This window comes from Prauserella salsuginis, from assembly GCF_024648885.1.
Classification (GTDB): domain Bacteria; phylum Actinomycetota; class Actinomycetes; order Mycobacteriales; family Pseudonocardiaceae; genus Prauserella; species Prauserella salsuginis.
Window position 1 is genome coordinate 16,127 of record NZ_JANBBF010000002.1, and the last position, 13,830, is coordinate 29,956.

General features: G+C 72.4%; 13 protein-coding genes and 1 pseudogene. 3 read left to right on the top strand and 11 right to left on the bottom strand.

Annotated features, from left to right (window positions below):
• Positions 1-46 precede the first annotated feature (46 nt).
• Positions 47-727 carry a B-4DMT family transporter gene (locus LY40_RS00705; RefSeq protein ID WP_258935605.1) on the top strand — a complete coding sequence of 227 codons (681 nt, stop codon included), beginning with the start codon at positions 47-49 and terminating at the stop codon, positions 725-727.
• A 175-nt stretch (positions 728-902) separates the two neighbouring features.
• On the opposite strand, the gene LY40_RS00710 is transcribed toward LY40_RS00705, so the two are convergent.
• The 8 genes and pseudogenes from LY40_RS00710 to LY40_RS00745 form a co-directional block, all read right to left on the bottom strand.
• A complete protein-coding gene (locus LY40_RS00710; RefSeq protein WP_258935606.1) occupies positions 903-2,360 on the bottom strand; it encodes a family 43 glycosylhydrolase in 1,458 nt (485 codons plus the stop codon).
• A 253-nt stretch (positions 2,361-2,613) separates the two neighbouring features.
• Entirely contained in the window at positions 2,614-3,045 is a 432-nt protein-coding gene (gene aroQ / locus LY40_RS00715; protein ID WP_183786962.1) for a type II 3-dehydroquinate dehydratase, read from the bottom strand.
• Positions 3,042-4,163, bottom strand: coding sequence for a 3-dehydroquinate synthase (gene aroB / locus LY40_RS00720; protein ID WP_183786961.1), 1,122 nt, complete (start codon positions 4,161-4,163; stop codon positions 3,042-3,044). The genes aroQ and aroB overlap by 4 nt, the downstream gene beginning before the upstream one ends.
• Positions 4,164-4,193: 30 nt before the next feature.
• Entirely contained in the window at positions 4,194-4,724 is a 531-nt protein-coding gene (locus LY40_RS00725; RefSeq protein WP_372497794.1) for a shikimate kinase, read from the bottom strand.
• Positions 4,725-4,729: 5 nt separating this feature from the next.
• Positions 4,730-5,935: a chorismate synthase gene (aroC, locus tag LY40_RS00730; protein ID WP_258935608.1), complete on the bottom strand. Its 1,206-nt coding sequence runs from the start codon at positions 5,933-5,935 to the stop codon at positions 4,730-4,732.
• A 38-nt stretch (positions 5,936-5,973) separates the two neighbouring features.
• The gene (locus tag LY40_RS00735) at positions 5,974-6,723 is read right to left on the bottom strand and encodes a prepilin peptidase (protein WP_258935609.1); all 750 of its coding nucleotides are present in this window, start codon (positions 6,721-6,723) and stop codon (positions 5,974-5,976) included.
• Positions 6,724-6,988: 265 nt separating this feature from the next.
• A complete protein-coding gene (locus tag LY40_RS00740; RefSeq protein ID WP_258935665.1) occupies positions 6,989-7,444 on the bottom strand; it encodes a PTS sugar transporter subunit IIA in 456 nt (151 codons plus the stop codon).
• Between the two features lie 5 nt (positions 7,445-7,449).
• A pseudogene (locus LY40_RS00745) lies at positions 7,450-7,698 on the bottom strand (PTS sugar transporter subunit IIB); the annotation flags it as partial.
• A 598-nt stretch (positions 7,699-8,296) separates the two neighbouring features.
• On the opposite strand from LY40_RS00745, the gene LY40_RS00750 reads away from it, so the two are divergent.
• Positions 8,297-9,604 carry a PTS transporter subunit EIIC gene (locus LY40_RS00750; protein WP_258935610.1) on the top strand — a complete coding sequence of 436 codons (1,308 nt, stop codon included), beginning with the start codon at positions 8,297-8,299 and terminating at the stop codon, positions 9,602-9,604.
• A 136-nt stretch (positions 9,605-9,740) separates the two neighbouring features.
• On the top strand, positions 9,741-10,550 hold the full coding sequence (locus LY40_RS00755; protein WP_258935611.1) for a serine hydrolase domain-containing protein: 810 nt from the start codon (positions 9,741-9,743) through the stop codon (positions 10,548-10,550).
• Between the two features lie 31 nt (positions 10,551-10,581).
• On the opposite strand, the gene LY40_RS00760 is transcribed toward LY40_RS00755, so the two are convergent.
• The 3 genes from LY40_RS00760 to LY40_RS00770 form a co-directional block, all read right to left on the bottom strand.
• A complete protein-coding gene (locus LY40_RS00760) occupies positions 10,582-11,529 on the bottom strand; it encodes a D-2-hydroxyacid dehydrogenase family protein (RefSeq protein ID WP_258935612.1) in 948 nt (315 codons plus the stop codon).
• Between the two features lie 95 nt (positions 11,530-11,624).
• Positions 11,625-12,824 (bottom strand): endonuclease/exonuclease/phosphatase family protein, encoded by a 1,200-nt coding sequence (locus LY40_RS00765; RefSeq protein WP_372497796.1) that lies wholly within the window; start codon positions 12,822-12,824, stop codon positions 11,625-11,627.
• A 154-nt stretch (positions 12,825-12,978) separates the two neighbouring features.
• Positions 12,979-13,827 (bottom strand): shikimate dehydrogenase, encoded by an 849-nt coding sequence (locus tag LY40_RS00770; RefSeq protein ID WP_258935613.1) that lies wholly within the window; start codon positions 13,825-13,827, stop codon positions 12,979-12,981.
• Positions 13,828-13,830: the final 3 nt, after the last annotated feature.

Consider the following 13,830-nt stretch of genomic DNA (forward strand, 5'->3'; position numbering starts at 1 on the left):
AGCCCGGATCGGGTGACGACGTGGCGGTGGCGGTTACAGTGGGCCGATGCCGCACTGGGTCCTCCGCGCGCTCGGCATGTCGGTGCTGCATGCCGCCGCCACGGTCGCGCTCGCCAAGATCGCCGTGTTCCAACCGGGCGAGACCACGCTCGCCCGCGCGGCCGCGATCGCTCTGCTCGTCGGTGCGGCCGCGCTGTGGGGTGCGCTCGACGGCTGGTCCCGCCGCCCCGACGGCGGCCGCACCTGGTTCATCGCCGGACTGGTCACCGGCCCGGCCGCAGGGGTTCTCGGCGTCATCGGCAAGGCGGTGCTGGTCGACCGCACAGGCGTCAGCGAGCTCGGAGCGGCGCTGACGAGCGGCGCCGCGTTCACCGCTCTGCTGGTGCTGATTCCCGCAGCGCTCGGGCTGGTCGTCGGCTCCCGTATTTCCCGTCCCGGGTCCGACCTGGACACCGATCCCGGCGACGAGCCCGACACGGATCGCGGCGACCTCGACCCGCCCGACCTCGACCCGGACGACGCCGATACCGCCGACGGCCCGGACGCGGGTGCACGGCCCCGCTCCGCCACGGCCGTGGCACGGACACCCGCGGGCCGCGACGAACGCAACGAGACCGTGCTGCTGGCGAAGCCGCGGCCGGACCGCCGCCCGCGTCCCACACCCCGCCTGCGGACGAGACGATCCGGATCGGACTCCCCCGGCGGCGACCGCTCCTCCGGCGACTGACCCCGAGCCCGGCCGGACCACACGTCGCGGCCGTTCACGACCTCGCCGGTCGACGCGGGCCGTCCGACTGTCCGGCTCGACGTGCTCGTCCGGTCGCGACGCCGCCGGACAGGACGTGCCCCGCCGGTGCCGACGCCGTCCACACGGGATCGCCCGGGACGGCGTCCGTGCGGGATCAGGACCCGAGCGTCGGCCCGAGGGCGTGTGTCCGCCACTGTTCGGTGCTGATCCGCTCCGGTTCGGAGCCGTTCGCGGCGAACGCATTCTCCGCGGACGCGCCGGTCACCGGCCAGATCGTGTCGCCGAGCAGGAAACCGCGCCCCTCGGGGGATTCGACCACGCGCGCCTCCGCGGGCAGCCGCGCGGCGACGTCGGCCTCGTCGAGTACGGGCAGTCGGTCGTCCAGCACGCGCAACGACAGCGCCTCTGCCACCGAACGCCGCTCCACTCGGAGCACCCGCCCATCGGCGATCACGTCCATCGTGCGTTCCGGGGAGGGCACCGCGAACCCGTCCAGCGCCGCCAGCGCGCCGTTGACGGTGCGGCAGCCCTCGAATCCGTAGGCGTCGGCGCCGAAGTGCCGCAGCCCCGTCGGCGCCCCGGCCCTGCCGGTACGCGTGGCCTGCACGACGTCGATCGGGACCCGCCCGCACGGACTCTCCGTGGAGACCGGCGCGTGCCCCTGCGGGGAACGGACCAGGCCGGGGCCTTCCTTCCAGGGCACCGGCAGCACCACGGGTGCATACGGCTGCGCCGAGAAGTCCCGGTTCCAGAAGGTGACCGTCGTTCCGCGGTCGGTCTGGTGCGCGATGCCGAAGGCGTCCATCGCATCGATCCACGTCAGGTCGGCGCTGAACGCGTCCACGACCGACCGCTGCCGCGGGGCCGCGGTGCCGTCGACTCCGGTGAAACCGTCGGGACCGAGCGCCTCGACATTGCCGGAGAACGTCGGCTCCTTGGCGCGGAGCACGAACTGGCCGGCACCGTTCCAGCCGGCTGCGTCGCCGGTGGTGTCGGTGAACATGAGGTAGAACCAGCCGTCGACGTGCACCACCGCCGGTTGCCCTGCGCCGTAGGTGTTGTCCCGGTTCGTGTCGTGAGCCGCCCGCACGATCGGCGAGCCGGTGCGTTTCCAGCTGCGGCCGTCGGTGCTGGTGGCCAGGCCGATGGCGTTGCCGTGATCGTGACTGCCCGCCGCTCCCGTGTAGTACAGGTAGTACATCCCGTTGACACGGATCACCGACGGATCGCACGTGTGCTTGCCGTCGAACGACCCCGGCGCACCCGACAGGACCACCTCGGGAATGCCACCACCGGGTGCGCGGAACGGCCCGTCGAGCCCGCCGGACCGTGCGTGCAGGAGGTCGTCCCCCGGCGGCCGGGCCCTGCCGTACTGGCTGCACCACCACATGCGGGTCGTGTCGCCGTCGCGCATGACTGTCGGGCCGTAGTTGTACGGCGCGTCGGCGCCGCCGTGGGCGACCACGCCGCCGCTCTGCCGCCGCCGGTCGACCTCGAGCGCGAGCTGTTCCTGCTGCATCGACGGCGTACGAGGGGTGCGCGAGGCGCCACTGTCACGATCGCCGCCGCGGGTCTGCGCGTCGCTCGGGGTACAGGCGGCGACCAGCGCCATGCCGACGACGACGGCCGCGGCCGGCCGCGCGCGCCGGGCCCGCGATCCCCCCGCGCGCCCGTCCCGGCTCCGCCTGCTCCGAGGCCGATTCATCGCGCCGACCAACTCCGTCCCTCCCCGTACGTTCTCCCCCCAACGTCACACACCACCCGGCGTGGCGCCGCAATCCCGCCGAACGTCGCGTGGGCGGACGCTCAGTGTACGACCGCCGTCACCCGGTAGTGGCAGGGCCGTAGCGGTCATCCTACGAGGATCAGGCGGGGTGACGCGCCAGCCACTCGAGCGCGAGTCGGTACCCGTCGACGCCGAATCCGGCCAGTACCCCGGTCGCGATGTCGGACAGGACGCTGTGGTGCCGGAACTCCTCCCGCCGGTGCACGTTCGAGATGTGCACCTCCAGCAGCGGAGCCGACAGCTGCGCCGCGGCGTCGCGGACGGCTATCGAGTAGTGCGTCCACGCGCCCGCGTTCAGTACCACGGGAGCGCCCAGATCCGCAGCCTCGTGCAGCCAGCCGACCATCTCGCCCTCGTGGTCGGTCTGCCGCACGTCGACGTCGAGACCCTGCGCCGCACCGGTCTCCGTGCACAGCGTGACGAGCCCGGCATAGGTCGTCGCGCCGTACACGCCGGGCTCACGCGTGCCGAGCCTGCCGAGGTTCGGCCCGTTCAGCACGAACACCGTCACAGCAGCAGCCCTCCGCTCCCCGTCGAGCCGGTCGCCTCGTCGGACGCCACGACCGAGTACGCCCCGGCCAGCAGCGCCGGGTCCGGACCTTCGAGCCTGCTCGGCTTGGCGAGCCCGTCCAGTACGACGAACCGGAGTGTGCCCGAGCGGGTCTTCTTGTCCGAGCGCATGTTCTCCAGCAGCTGCGGCAGCGCGTCGGCGTCGTACCGGGTCGGCAGGCCCAGCGACTGCAGCACCGTGGTGTGCCGGTCCGCCGTCGCGTCGTCCAGCCTGCCCGCCAGGCGGGCGAGTTCCGCGGCGAACACGAGGCCCACGCTGACCGCCGCACCGTGCCGCCAGCGGTAGCGCTCCCTGCGCTCGACAGCGTGACCGAGTGTGTGCCCGTAGTTCAGGATTTCCCGCAGGTCCGATTCCCGCAGGTCGGCCGCGACGACGTCCGCCTTGACCTGGATGGCCCTGCGCACCAGCTCGCCCAGCACCTCGCCCTGGGTGTCGACAGCGGCGGCCGGGTCTGCCTCGATCAGATCGAGGATCACCGGATCGGCGATGAAGCCGGCTTTGACGATCTCGGCCATGCCCGCGACGAGCTCGTTCGGCGGCAGCGTGTCCAGCGTGGCGAGATCAACGAGCACCGTCGACGGCTCGTGGAACACCCCGACGAGGTTCTTGCCGGCCTCGGTGTTGATGCCGGTCTTGCCGCCGATCGCGGCGTCGACCATGCCCAGCAGCGTCGTCGGCACGTTCACCAGCTTCACGCCGCGCATCCACGTCCCGGCCACGAAACCCGCCACGTCGGTGACAGCCCCGCCGCCCAGGCCGACGACCACACCGCGGCGGTCCAGGCCCATCTGCCCGAACACGTCCCACAGGAAGTCGGCCACCTTGAGCGCCTTGCCGTCCTCGGCATCGGGGATCTCGACCCGGTGGGCGTCCAGCCCCGCCTCGGCGAGCTCGGCGCGCACCGCCTCAGCGGTCGTGGTCAGCGACGGCGGGTGGATCAACGCGACCGTCGAGGCGTCACCGACGGCCTGCGTGAGCTCGCCGAGCAGCCCACGGCCCACCATGACCTCGTACGGCCGCGCGGTGCGGACCTCGATGCGGACCGGCTCGCTGGTCATCCCCTGCTCCTCGTCATGTTCGTGGGGTCGTCATGTTCGGGTCGTCGTGTTCGTCGGGTCGCCGAGGCGATCGATCACCTCGGCGACGATGTCATCCGGGGTCCGGTCGTCGGTGTTGACCTCGCAGGTAGCGACCTCCCGGTAGACCGGCAGCCGCTCATCGAGCAACGCCTTGTAGGTGGCCCGCGGGTTGACGCCGGTCAGCAGCGGTCGGGCGGTCGACAGGCCCGTGCGCCGCACACCTTCCGCCATGCCGACGGCGAGGAACACCACGGTGTGCCCGGCGAGCCTGCGCCGCGTCCCGGCCGCGAGCACGGCACCGCCGCCGAGCGCGTACACGCCCTCGTGCTCGGGGAGCGTCCGCGCGATGGTGCGTTCCTCGATGTCGCGGAACACCGGCTCGCCGTCCTCGGCGAAGATGTCGCTGATCGCACGTCCTTCGGCGGCTTCGATGTCGGCGTCGGCGTCCCGGAAAGGGACGCCGAGGCGGTCGGCGAGCAGCCGTCCGACGGTGCTCTTGCCAGATCCCGGCGGGCCCACCACGACGACAGGCCCCGGCATCGGGCTCATTCCGCGCCGCCGCGTCGCCACCACTCGTCGAGCGAGGCGAGATACCCGTCGAGGTTGCGCCGGGACTCGGCGAGCGAGTCGCCGCCGAACTTCTCCAGCGCCGCGTCGGCCACCACGAGCGCTACCACCGACTCCAGCACCACTCCGGCGCGCGGCACGGCGCACACGTCCGAGCGTTGGTGGATGGCGACGGCGGGCTCCCCGGTCTCCACGTCCACTGTGGACAGGGCCTTGGGCACGGTCGAGATCGGCTTCATGGCGACACGCACCCGCAGCGGCTCACCGTTGGTGATGCCGCCTTCGAGGCCTCCCGCGCGGTTGGAGCGCCGGGTCACGCCCGTCGGCCCGTCGCCGGGATCGATCTCGTCGTGCGCCTGGCTGCCCCACCGGTGAGCGGTGGTGAAACCGTCGCCGATCTCGACGCCCTTCATCGCCTGCACACCCATGAGCGCGCCGGAGAGCTTGGCGTCGAGCCTGCGGTCCCAGTGCACGTGTGAGCCGAGGCCCGGCGGCAGGCCGTGGACGATCACCTCGATGACGCCGCCGACGGTGTCACCCGCCTTCCGCACCGCGTCGACCTCGGCGACCATCGCCTCGGTCGCCTCCTCGCCGAACGCCCGCACCGGGCTCTCGTCGATCGCGGCGAGATCCCCCGGCTGCGGCAACGGCCCTTCGGGTGCCTCCGCGCCGCCGATGGACACGACGTGGCTGATGACCTCGGCACCGAGCAACTGGCGCAGGAACGCACGCGCGACAGTGCCCAGGGCCGTCCTCGATGCCGTCTCCCGTGCGCTCGCGCGTTCGAGCACGGGCCGCGCCTCGGGGAAGCCGTATTTCTGCATCCCCGGCAGATCGGCGTGACCGGGCCGCGGCCGGGTCAGTGCCTCGTTCCGCGCGAGCCCCTCGATCGAGGCCGGGTCGACGGGATCGGGCGCCATGACCTTCTCCCACTTCGGCCACTCCGAGTTGTCGATCTGCACGGCGATCGGACCACCCTGGGTCGTGCCGTGACGGACGCCGCCGACGAAGTCGACCTGGTCCGTCTCGAAACCCATCCGCGGGCTGCGGCCGAAACCGAGCCTCCTGCGGGCGAGCTGTTCACCGATGTCGGACGTCGTCACCTCGACGCCGGCCACCATGCCCTCGAGAATCGCGGCCAGGGCCGGGCCGTGGGACTCACCTGCGGTTATCCAGCGCAACACACCGCCGATCCTGTCACGTCGCGGCTGCGTGACCGCAGCTACCCGGGACCAGGCGTGATCACGCCCATGCCCGAGCCGGTGACCGCCCACGTCGCCGGCCCCACACCGCCGTCCAACCCGGCCCCGGGAAAGGCCACGACCAGGCAGGCTCCGAGCACCATGCCGGGTCCGTGCGGCACGCCCCGGCCGGTCGGCCCGCGGCACATCACCCGCGTCATCCATGCCGCCGCCAGCGTGACGAGCGATGCGACAGCCGACGTGACCACGAGTGCGGGCCAGCCGACCGCGCCGGCCCCGCCACCGAGGCCGGCGGCCAGCTTGACGTCACCCGCACCCATCGAACGGGGTGACACCGCCCGCACCAGCGCATGCACGACGGTGAAGCCCACGGCTCCGGCGACGCTCCGCACCACGAGCCCGGTGCCCGCCTCCCCCGAATCCGCCGCAACAGCGTCCACGGCGAAGGCGCTCGCCGCGAGGGCGACGCCGACGAGCGCGGCGAGCGTCGCGGTGAGGACGTCCGGCAGCCTGCGGTACCTCAGGTCGGCCGCCACGAGCGGTGCCGCCACGGCGAACACGGCCAGCGGCACGGGCAGCCACCAGCCGGGCAGGCCGCCCACCGACCAGCGCCGGCCGAGCCAGACCCACGCGAGCGCGGTCACCACCACGCAGCACCGGACAGGCACGGCGGCGGGCCGCGGCGCACGAGCCGTGACCCGGCACGCTGCCCACGCGACCGCCGCACCCGCGGCGCCGGCCGCGATGGTGATCATCCATTCCCGGAACACGCACGCCAGCCTGCGCCGGATCCGGCCCGGCACCAAGCCGTGGTGACACGAGGGGTACCGCGGCTGTCACACCCGGGCCGGATCCCACCCGGCCGGACGACAGCCACCGTCACGAAAGGACCGTTCGCATCGCACCCACATCCGCACAACCCGAGCCACACGACCCCGGCCGGACACCACGTGCCGCACCCGCCGTGCCGAGGCCGACGTCCGAACGCACCCCCAGCCGGACGGCCCGTCGCAGCGGCGTGATCCCGCCGCTGGTTCAGCCGCTCCAGGTGAACAGCTCGTCGCCCACCTCGACCGTCCTGCCGGCATCGACGGGCCGCAGGGCCTCCTGCTGAGCGTCGAGGGCGATCACGGGCACGATCGGCGCGTAGCCGGCGGCCCGCACCGCGTCCGGGTCCCAGCCGACGACCGGCTGCCCTGCCCGCACGCGCTCACCCTTCACCACGTGCAGCGTGAAGCCCTCGCCCTGCTGTTTGACGGTGTCGATGCCGAGGTGCACCAACACGGCCGCGCCGTCGTCACCCGCGATGACGAACGCGTGCGCGTGCACGGTCGTCAACGTGCCGTCGATCGGCGCCACCGCATCGGCACGGCCGCCGCGCGGTTCCACCGCGATCCCGGGACCGACCATGGCCTGCGAGAACACCGGATCGGGCACATCGGCGAGCGCTGTCACGGTGCCGCCGACCGGGCTCCACACGACCCGCTCCACACCCGTCACAGCAGGTCCTGAATGTCCTCGGCGATCGCGTCGGCCTCTGGGCCGACCACGACCTGCACCACCGAACCGGCCTTCATCACGCCGTGCGCGCCCGCCTGTTTCAGCGCCGCCTCGTCGACGACGGACCCGTCCTCGAGCTCGCACCGCAGCCGGGTGATGCAGCCTTCGATCTCGACGACGTTGCCCGCGCCGCCCAGAGCCGCAAGGATCCGCCCCGCCCTCTCGTCCGCCATCACGGCCTCCCGATTCGTTCCTGCTGCACCCGTCGTGGTGCAGCCTCGTGTTTGCCCGGAGTGTCGGTTCTACCGGATCGTCCCGGCCCGCTGGGTTGTGGTTGCCGTCCCGGCACCCATGCCACAGCACCTCAGCGCCACAGCACCCGGCTGCCACGGCACCCGGCTGCCACGGCAGTCCTGCCACGCCCGGCGGCACGGTGCCCCGACAGCACGGCGTCCCGGCGGCACGGCGTCGTGGTGCTGTGTTCAGTTGTCGCCGCGTTCAGTTGTCGCCGCGTTCAGTTGTCGCCGCGACCGGGGCGCACCGGCGGGTTCCGGTCGGCCGGTGTGCCGTGCCGCCGCGTCGGCGACGGCGCCGTTCCCGCCGGTCCCGGCACCGCTCCACACGAACAGTAGCGGGTTGACACCCGGTCGAGCGACGGAGCATTCTCCCTCTTCGACCGAGTGGTCTAGACCGGAATCTATCACCGCGCCCGGCCCGCGGCGCGGCATCGGCGAATCGCCCACGGCGACGGCCCGATTCCCGCTACTCTGTCCGGTTGCACCCCGCGGACCACGAATCCGACAACCCGATCCCGTCGACCACGTACCCACCGGAAGGACGCTCATGAGCGATCGAGCGCAGGGCAACCGCAGAGGCCTGGCCGGTCTGCAGCGGTTCGGGCGCAGCCTCATGCTGCCCATCGCCACGCTGCCCGCGGCCGGCCTGCTGAACCGTCTCGGCCAAGCCGACATGCTCGGCCGCTGGGACGCCACGTCCGGCGTCGCCGACGTCTTCGTCGCCGCGGGTGGCGGACTGTTCGACTGGCTGCCGCTGCTGTTCGCGGTCGGCATCGCCGTCGGTTTCGCGCGCAAGGGCGACGGTTCCACCGGTGTGGCCGCGGCCGTCGGCTTCGTGGTGTTCAACAAGGTCGTGCAGGTCTTCGCGCCGATCGAGGACCTCGAGGGCTACGAGGAGGCCTGGCTCCTCCAGCCGATCAAGTGGCCCTACAGCGTGCTCTCCGGCATCGTCGTGGGCCTGGTGACGGCGGTGCTGTGGCAGCGGTTCCACCGGGTGAAACTGCCGCAGTACCTGGCGTTCTTCGGCGGTCGCCGGTTCGTGCCGATCGTCAACTCGTTCGCGCTGCTGCTGCTCGGCGTGGTGTTCGGCCTGGCGTTCCCGGTCATCGACGCCGGGATCCAGGCCGCCGGTGAGGCCGCCACCAGCGACGCCGTCGTCGGCGGTGGCCTCTACGGCATGCTGAACCGGCTGCTGATCCCGGTCGGCCTGCACCAGCTGCTCAACGTGCCGCTGTGGTTCGTCTTCGACGGCGGCGACATCAACAACTTCTTCGCGGGCGATCCGAATGCGGGCGCGTTCATGACGGGCTTCTTCCCGATCTTCATGTTCGCGCTGCCCGCGGCGGCGCTGGCGATCTGGCAGTCGGCCAAGCCGAGCCAGAAGAAGCTCGTCGGCGGCGTGATGCTCTCCTCGGCCCTGACCGCCTTCCTCACCGGCATCACCGAGCCGATCGAGTTCGCGTTCATGTTCGTGGCGTGGCCGCTGTACCTGATCCACGCGGTGCTGACCGGCACGTCGATGATGCTCGTCAACGCCCTCGACATCCATCTGGGCTTCTCGTTCTCCGCGGGCGGGATCGACTTCCTGCTCAACATGACCGCCCCCGCGGCGAACAAGGCGTGGCTGCTGATTCCGATCGGCCTGGTCTACGCGGCGATCTACTACGTCGTGTTCCGCTGGGTGATCACCAAGTGGAATCTGCGCACCCCGGGACGCGAGGACGACGCCGATGGCGCCGAGGACGAGAAGGACCCGGCCGCTGCCGACGCCGGAACCGCCGCCGACAGCGCGGCGCAAGCCGGTCCGGAGTCCGCGGGCGGTGCGGGCGGCTCCAGGGGCGGCACCGGCACCTGACGTCCGCCTCGCACGCACCTTCGCGGGGAACCCGGTGCCGCCGCGCTCCGGCACCGGGTTCCCCCGGTCGGGACGCCCCGTCCGGGCCCTGGACCCTCCCCCGTCCGGCCTGTCTCGGCTGCCTAGGGTGGTGCGCATGGACAGCCTGCGGTTGATCGAACAGTGGCCGGTTCCCCATGCGGCGGCGGCGGTCGTCGGTACCGACGGAACGGTGCGCGGCTCTCATGGCGACACGGCGCGCGTGTTCCCGCTCGCGTCGGTGACGAAGTTGCTCACCGCCTATGCCGCGCTGGTGGCCGTCGAGGAGGGGGCCGTCGAGCTCGACACGCCCGCCGGCCCGGAGGGTGCGACGATCCGGCACCTGCTGGCCCACACGGCGGGTCTGGCGTTCGACCAGCACAAGGTGCAGGCACCGCCGGGGCAGCGCAGGCTCTACTCCAGCTCCGGCTACGAGCAGCTCGCCGACGCTCTGGCCGAGCATTCCGGAATCGCGTTCGGCGAGTACCTGACCGAGGGCGTGCTCACACCGCTCGGCATGACCTCGACGACGCTCACCGGCTCCCCCGGCGCCGGCGCGGAGTCCACAGTGGATGACCTGGTCCGGTTCGCCGCGGAGCTGTTCGCGCCGAAACTCATCGCCCGGTCCACCCTGGACGAGGCAACCCAGGTGCAGTTCCCCGGTCTCAACGGGGTTCTGCCCGGCCTGGGACACCAGAAGCCGAACGACTGGGGCCTGGGCTTCGAGATCCGGGACGGCAAGAGCCCGCACTGGACCGGCACGACCAGTTCGCCGCGCACGTTCGGCCACTTCGGACAGTCCGGCACGTTCCTGTGGGTCGACCCGGACGCCGGCGTGGCCTGCATCGCGCTGACCGACCGGGACTTCGGGCCGTGGGCCGTCGAGGCCTGGCCCGTCTTCACCGACGCGGTGCTCGCCGACCTCTGAACCGGCCGGGCGGGCGAGCGCGGCGGCCGCACTACAGCGACATCACCCGGATCGGCTCACCGGCCTGGTACGCGGCGATGTCGGCGACCGCGTCGCGGTAGAACACCTCGTACAGATCGCGCACGACGTAGCCGATGTGCGGGGTCAGCACGGCGTTCGGCACGGTTCGCAGTGGGTGGTCGGCGGGCAGCGGCTCGGTGTCGTACACGTCGAGTGCGGCACCGCCGATGCGGCGGTCCCGCAGCGCGTCGAACAGCGCGGCCTCGTCGATGATCGGCCCGCGCGAGGTGTTGACCAGCCACGCGGCCGACTTCATCCTGGCCAGTTCGGGCGCGCCGATGAGCCCGCGGGTGCGGGAGCTGAGAACCTGGTGGATCGTCACGACGTCGGATTCGGCCAGCAGTTGCTCCTTCGGGACGGCGAGGACGTCGTGCTCGTCGGCCTTCTCCTGCGTGAGGTTGGCGCTCCAGGCAATGGTGCGCATCCCGAACGCCTGGCCGATCCGCGCGACCCGCGCCCCGAGCCTGCCGAGGCCGATCACGCCCAAGGTGGCGCCCTGCAGGCTGCGGCCCACCGACGTCTGCCAGCCGCCCTCGCGCACCGACCGCGTCTCGTCCGGGATCCCGCGCATCGCCGCGAGGATCAGTGCCCACGTGTGCTCGGCCGTCGGATGCGGCAGATATCCGGTGTGCGACACGACGATGCCGAGTTCGGCGGTGGCCTTGAGATCGATCGCCGGATTCCGCGCACCTCCCAGACTGACGATCAGCCGCAGCTCCGGCAGTCGTCGCAGCACGTCACCCGGCAGCCGGGTGCGCTCGCGCATGGCGACCACGGCCTCGCATCCGGCCAGCCGCTCCACCAGGGCATCCGGGTCGGCGATGTGTTCGGTGAGCACGTCCACCTCGGCGCCGAGGGAGTCCCAGTCGGCCAGCTCGAGTGCGATGTTCTGATAGTCGTCGAGGATCGCGATCTTCATGGCCACACGCTAACCCCTGTGGCGCTCGGGGCCGAGTCACGCGCGCCCGTTCCGGCGAGCACCCGTCGGTCCCGCGGAACGGGCCTTGTCGACGATCAGGGCACGAACAGGTCGACGCGCACCAGGTGGTGATCGGACGCGTCCCCCAGCCGTGCCAGGTCGGTGCCCGGTTCGGGCCAGAACACGCCGTCGTCGTAGGGCAGCAGGCCGCGGGACGGCAGCACGTAGTCGACGCGCAGGTTTCCGGGACTCTCATCGTCGAAGTCGGCGGTGTCGAGCCGCGCGGGGCCGACGTGCTCGTCGTTGGCGCCGCCCTGCTGTTCGGCAGCGACGACGGCGCCCTCGCTGGCGGGCCGGGTGTCGCGCACGAGGGGCGCGTCGAGCAGTTGCGTGGCGGCGGCGTCGACGCTGTCCCCGTCGTGCGGGTCGGCGTTGTAGTCGCCCGCGATGACGAACCGCTCCCCCGGCCTCAGGCCGCCGCGGCCGCCGGCGTCGTCGTAGATGTAGCCGCCCTTGCCCGGTGTCACGTAGTCCGCCCAGAAGCGGATCTCGTCGTGATTGCGGGTGCCGTTACGGTCCTCCTCGCCGTCGAAGCTCGGCGGCGTCGGGTGGGCGGCAAGCAGGTGCACCGTGCGGCCGTCGACGTCGATCGGCAGGTCCCAGTGCGACTTCGACGACAGTCGCAACACGTCCAGAACCTCGTCGGAGTACCAGTCATCCGGCTCGGGCGTGGCCGGGTCGTCGGGCAGCGTGGCGCCGGGCATGTCCTGCCAGCGGAAGTTTTGGAACGTGCGCACGGCCCCGGTATCGATCGGGTGTTTCGACAGCACGAGCATGCCGTACTGGCCCTCGAAGTCCCCGAAGCCGTGCGCGTCGCCGGGCCCGCCGGTCTCGCCGTCCCGGTCGAGGTCGAAACCGGTGGGCACGCCGGTGTTGACGGGGGCGGTGTAGGCGTGCGGGTAGTCGATCGGCGCGGCGCCGTGCTGGCCCACTTCGAGGTAGTTGTCGCGGAACGCGTCGGCCGCCGCGCCGCCTGCGACGTAGTCGAACTCGTTCAGCAGCAGCACGTCGGGGCGGTCGCGCTGGATGACCTCGGCGACCTTGCGGGCCTGCTCGTCGTCGCCGGTGGACAGGTCGCGCAGCAGCTCGCCCTCGGCAGCGCGGTTCAGGGACGCGTTGAACGTCGCGAACCGCACGTCGGCCGGACCGCCTCGGCCGGAACCCGGATCCGCCACTGCCGGTACGGACGACACGGCCAGCCCCGCCGACGCGGCCACACCGACGAACCCTGACAGCCAACGCGATCGACGCACAGTTACCTCCCAGAAGTCGCGCCCCACCTTACGAGTGATGGGTGAACGTCGGGCGTCCTTCGGGAAACGAGCGTCCGCCCGATCGCGCCGGGCTGCCCCGACCGGCCGCCGGCAGGCAGCCGCGGGGACCGTCGTCTCAGTCGAGCGGCAGGGGGACTTCGCCGCCGGTGGCCTCACGCAACGCGTCGCGCATGGCCACACGCGGTGCCGGGTGGCCGGTGAACTGCTCGACCTGCCCGAACGCCTGGTGCAGCAGCATGTCCAGACCGGTGGCGATGCGCCCGCCCCGCGCCGTCACGGCCCCGGCCAGCGGCGTCGGCCACGGGTGGTAGATCACGTCGAGCACGCACGGTACGTCGGACAGCGCGTCGAGGTCGGCGGTCAGCGCTTCGGACGGCACGGTGCTCACCAGCAGGTCCGCTCCGGCGGCGAGCGCGGCCAGGTCGGTGTCCGACCACCGCAGCACCTCCACGTCGAGACCCACCCGTCGCGCGGCCTCGGTGGTCTCGACCGCCCGCGCCGGTTCGCGCACGACCAGCGCCACGGCCGACACCCCCAGCTCGGCGGCGGCCACCACCACCGCGGCGGCCGTGCCACCGGCGCCGATCACGACGGCGCGGCCGCCGCCGGTGAACCCGCCGGCGCACCGCAGGGCGCCGATGACGCCGTCGACGTCGGTGCAGTCGGCCCGCCAGCCGCCCGCGACCGGCACGAGCGTGTTGGCGGCGCCGACGGCGCGTGCCCGCGGGGTGACCTCGGTGGCGTGGACCAGCGCGGCGCGTTTACCCGGCATGGTCACCGACAGGCCCGCCCACTCCGGGCCGAGACCGTCGACGAACGCGGGCAGCCCCGCCTCGTCCATGTCGATCCGCTCGTACGTCCAGTCGGGCAGGTGCAGTGCGCGATAGGCCGCGCCGTGCAGGACGGGTGAGAGCGAATGGTCGACGGGCCTGCCGAGCACGGCGGCCCGGCGTGCGGCGGGCATCGG

Bases quoted from the DNA above. Each gene is read 5' to 3' on its own strand.
- LY40_RS00750 (WP_258935610.1), top strand. From the start codon at position 8,297: ATGAGCGATCGAGCGCAGGGCAACCGCAGAGGCCTGGCCGGTCTGCAG.
- LY40_RS00705 (WP_258935605.1), top strand. From the start codon at position 47: ATGCCGCACTGGGTCCTCCGCGCGCTCGGCATGTCGGTGCTGCATGCC.
- aroB (WP_183786961.1), bottom strand. From the start codon at position 4,163: ATGACCAGCGAGCCGGTCCGCATCGAGGTCCGCACCGCGCGGCCGTAC.
- LY40_RS00710 (WP_258935606.1), bottom strand. From the start codon at position 2,360: ATGGCGCTGGTCGCCGCCTGTACCCCGAGCGACGCGCAGACCCGCGGC.
- LY40_RS00760 (WP_258935612.1), bottom strand. From the start codon at position 11,529: ATGAAGATCGCGATCCTCGACGACTATCAGAACATCGCACTCGAGCTG.
- LY40_RS00770 (WP_258935613.1), bottom strand. From the start codon at position 13,827: ATGCCCGCCGCACGCCGGGCCGCCGTGCTCGGCAGGCCCGTCGACCAT.
- LY40_RS00725 (WP_372497794.1), bottom strand. From the start codon at position 4,724: ATGCCGGGGCCTGTCGTCGTGGTGGGCCCGCCGGGATCTGGCAAGAGC.
- LY40_RS00755 (WP_258935611.1), top strand. From the start codon at position 9,741: ATGGACAGCCTGCGGTTGATCGAACAGTGGCCGGTTCCCCATGCGGCG.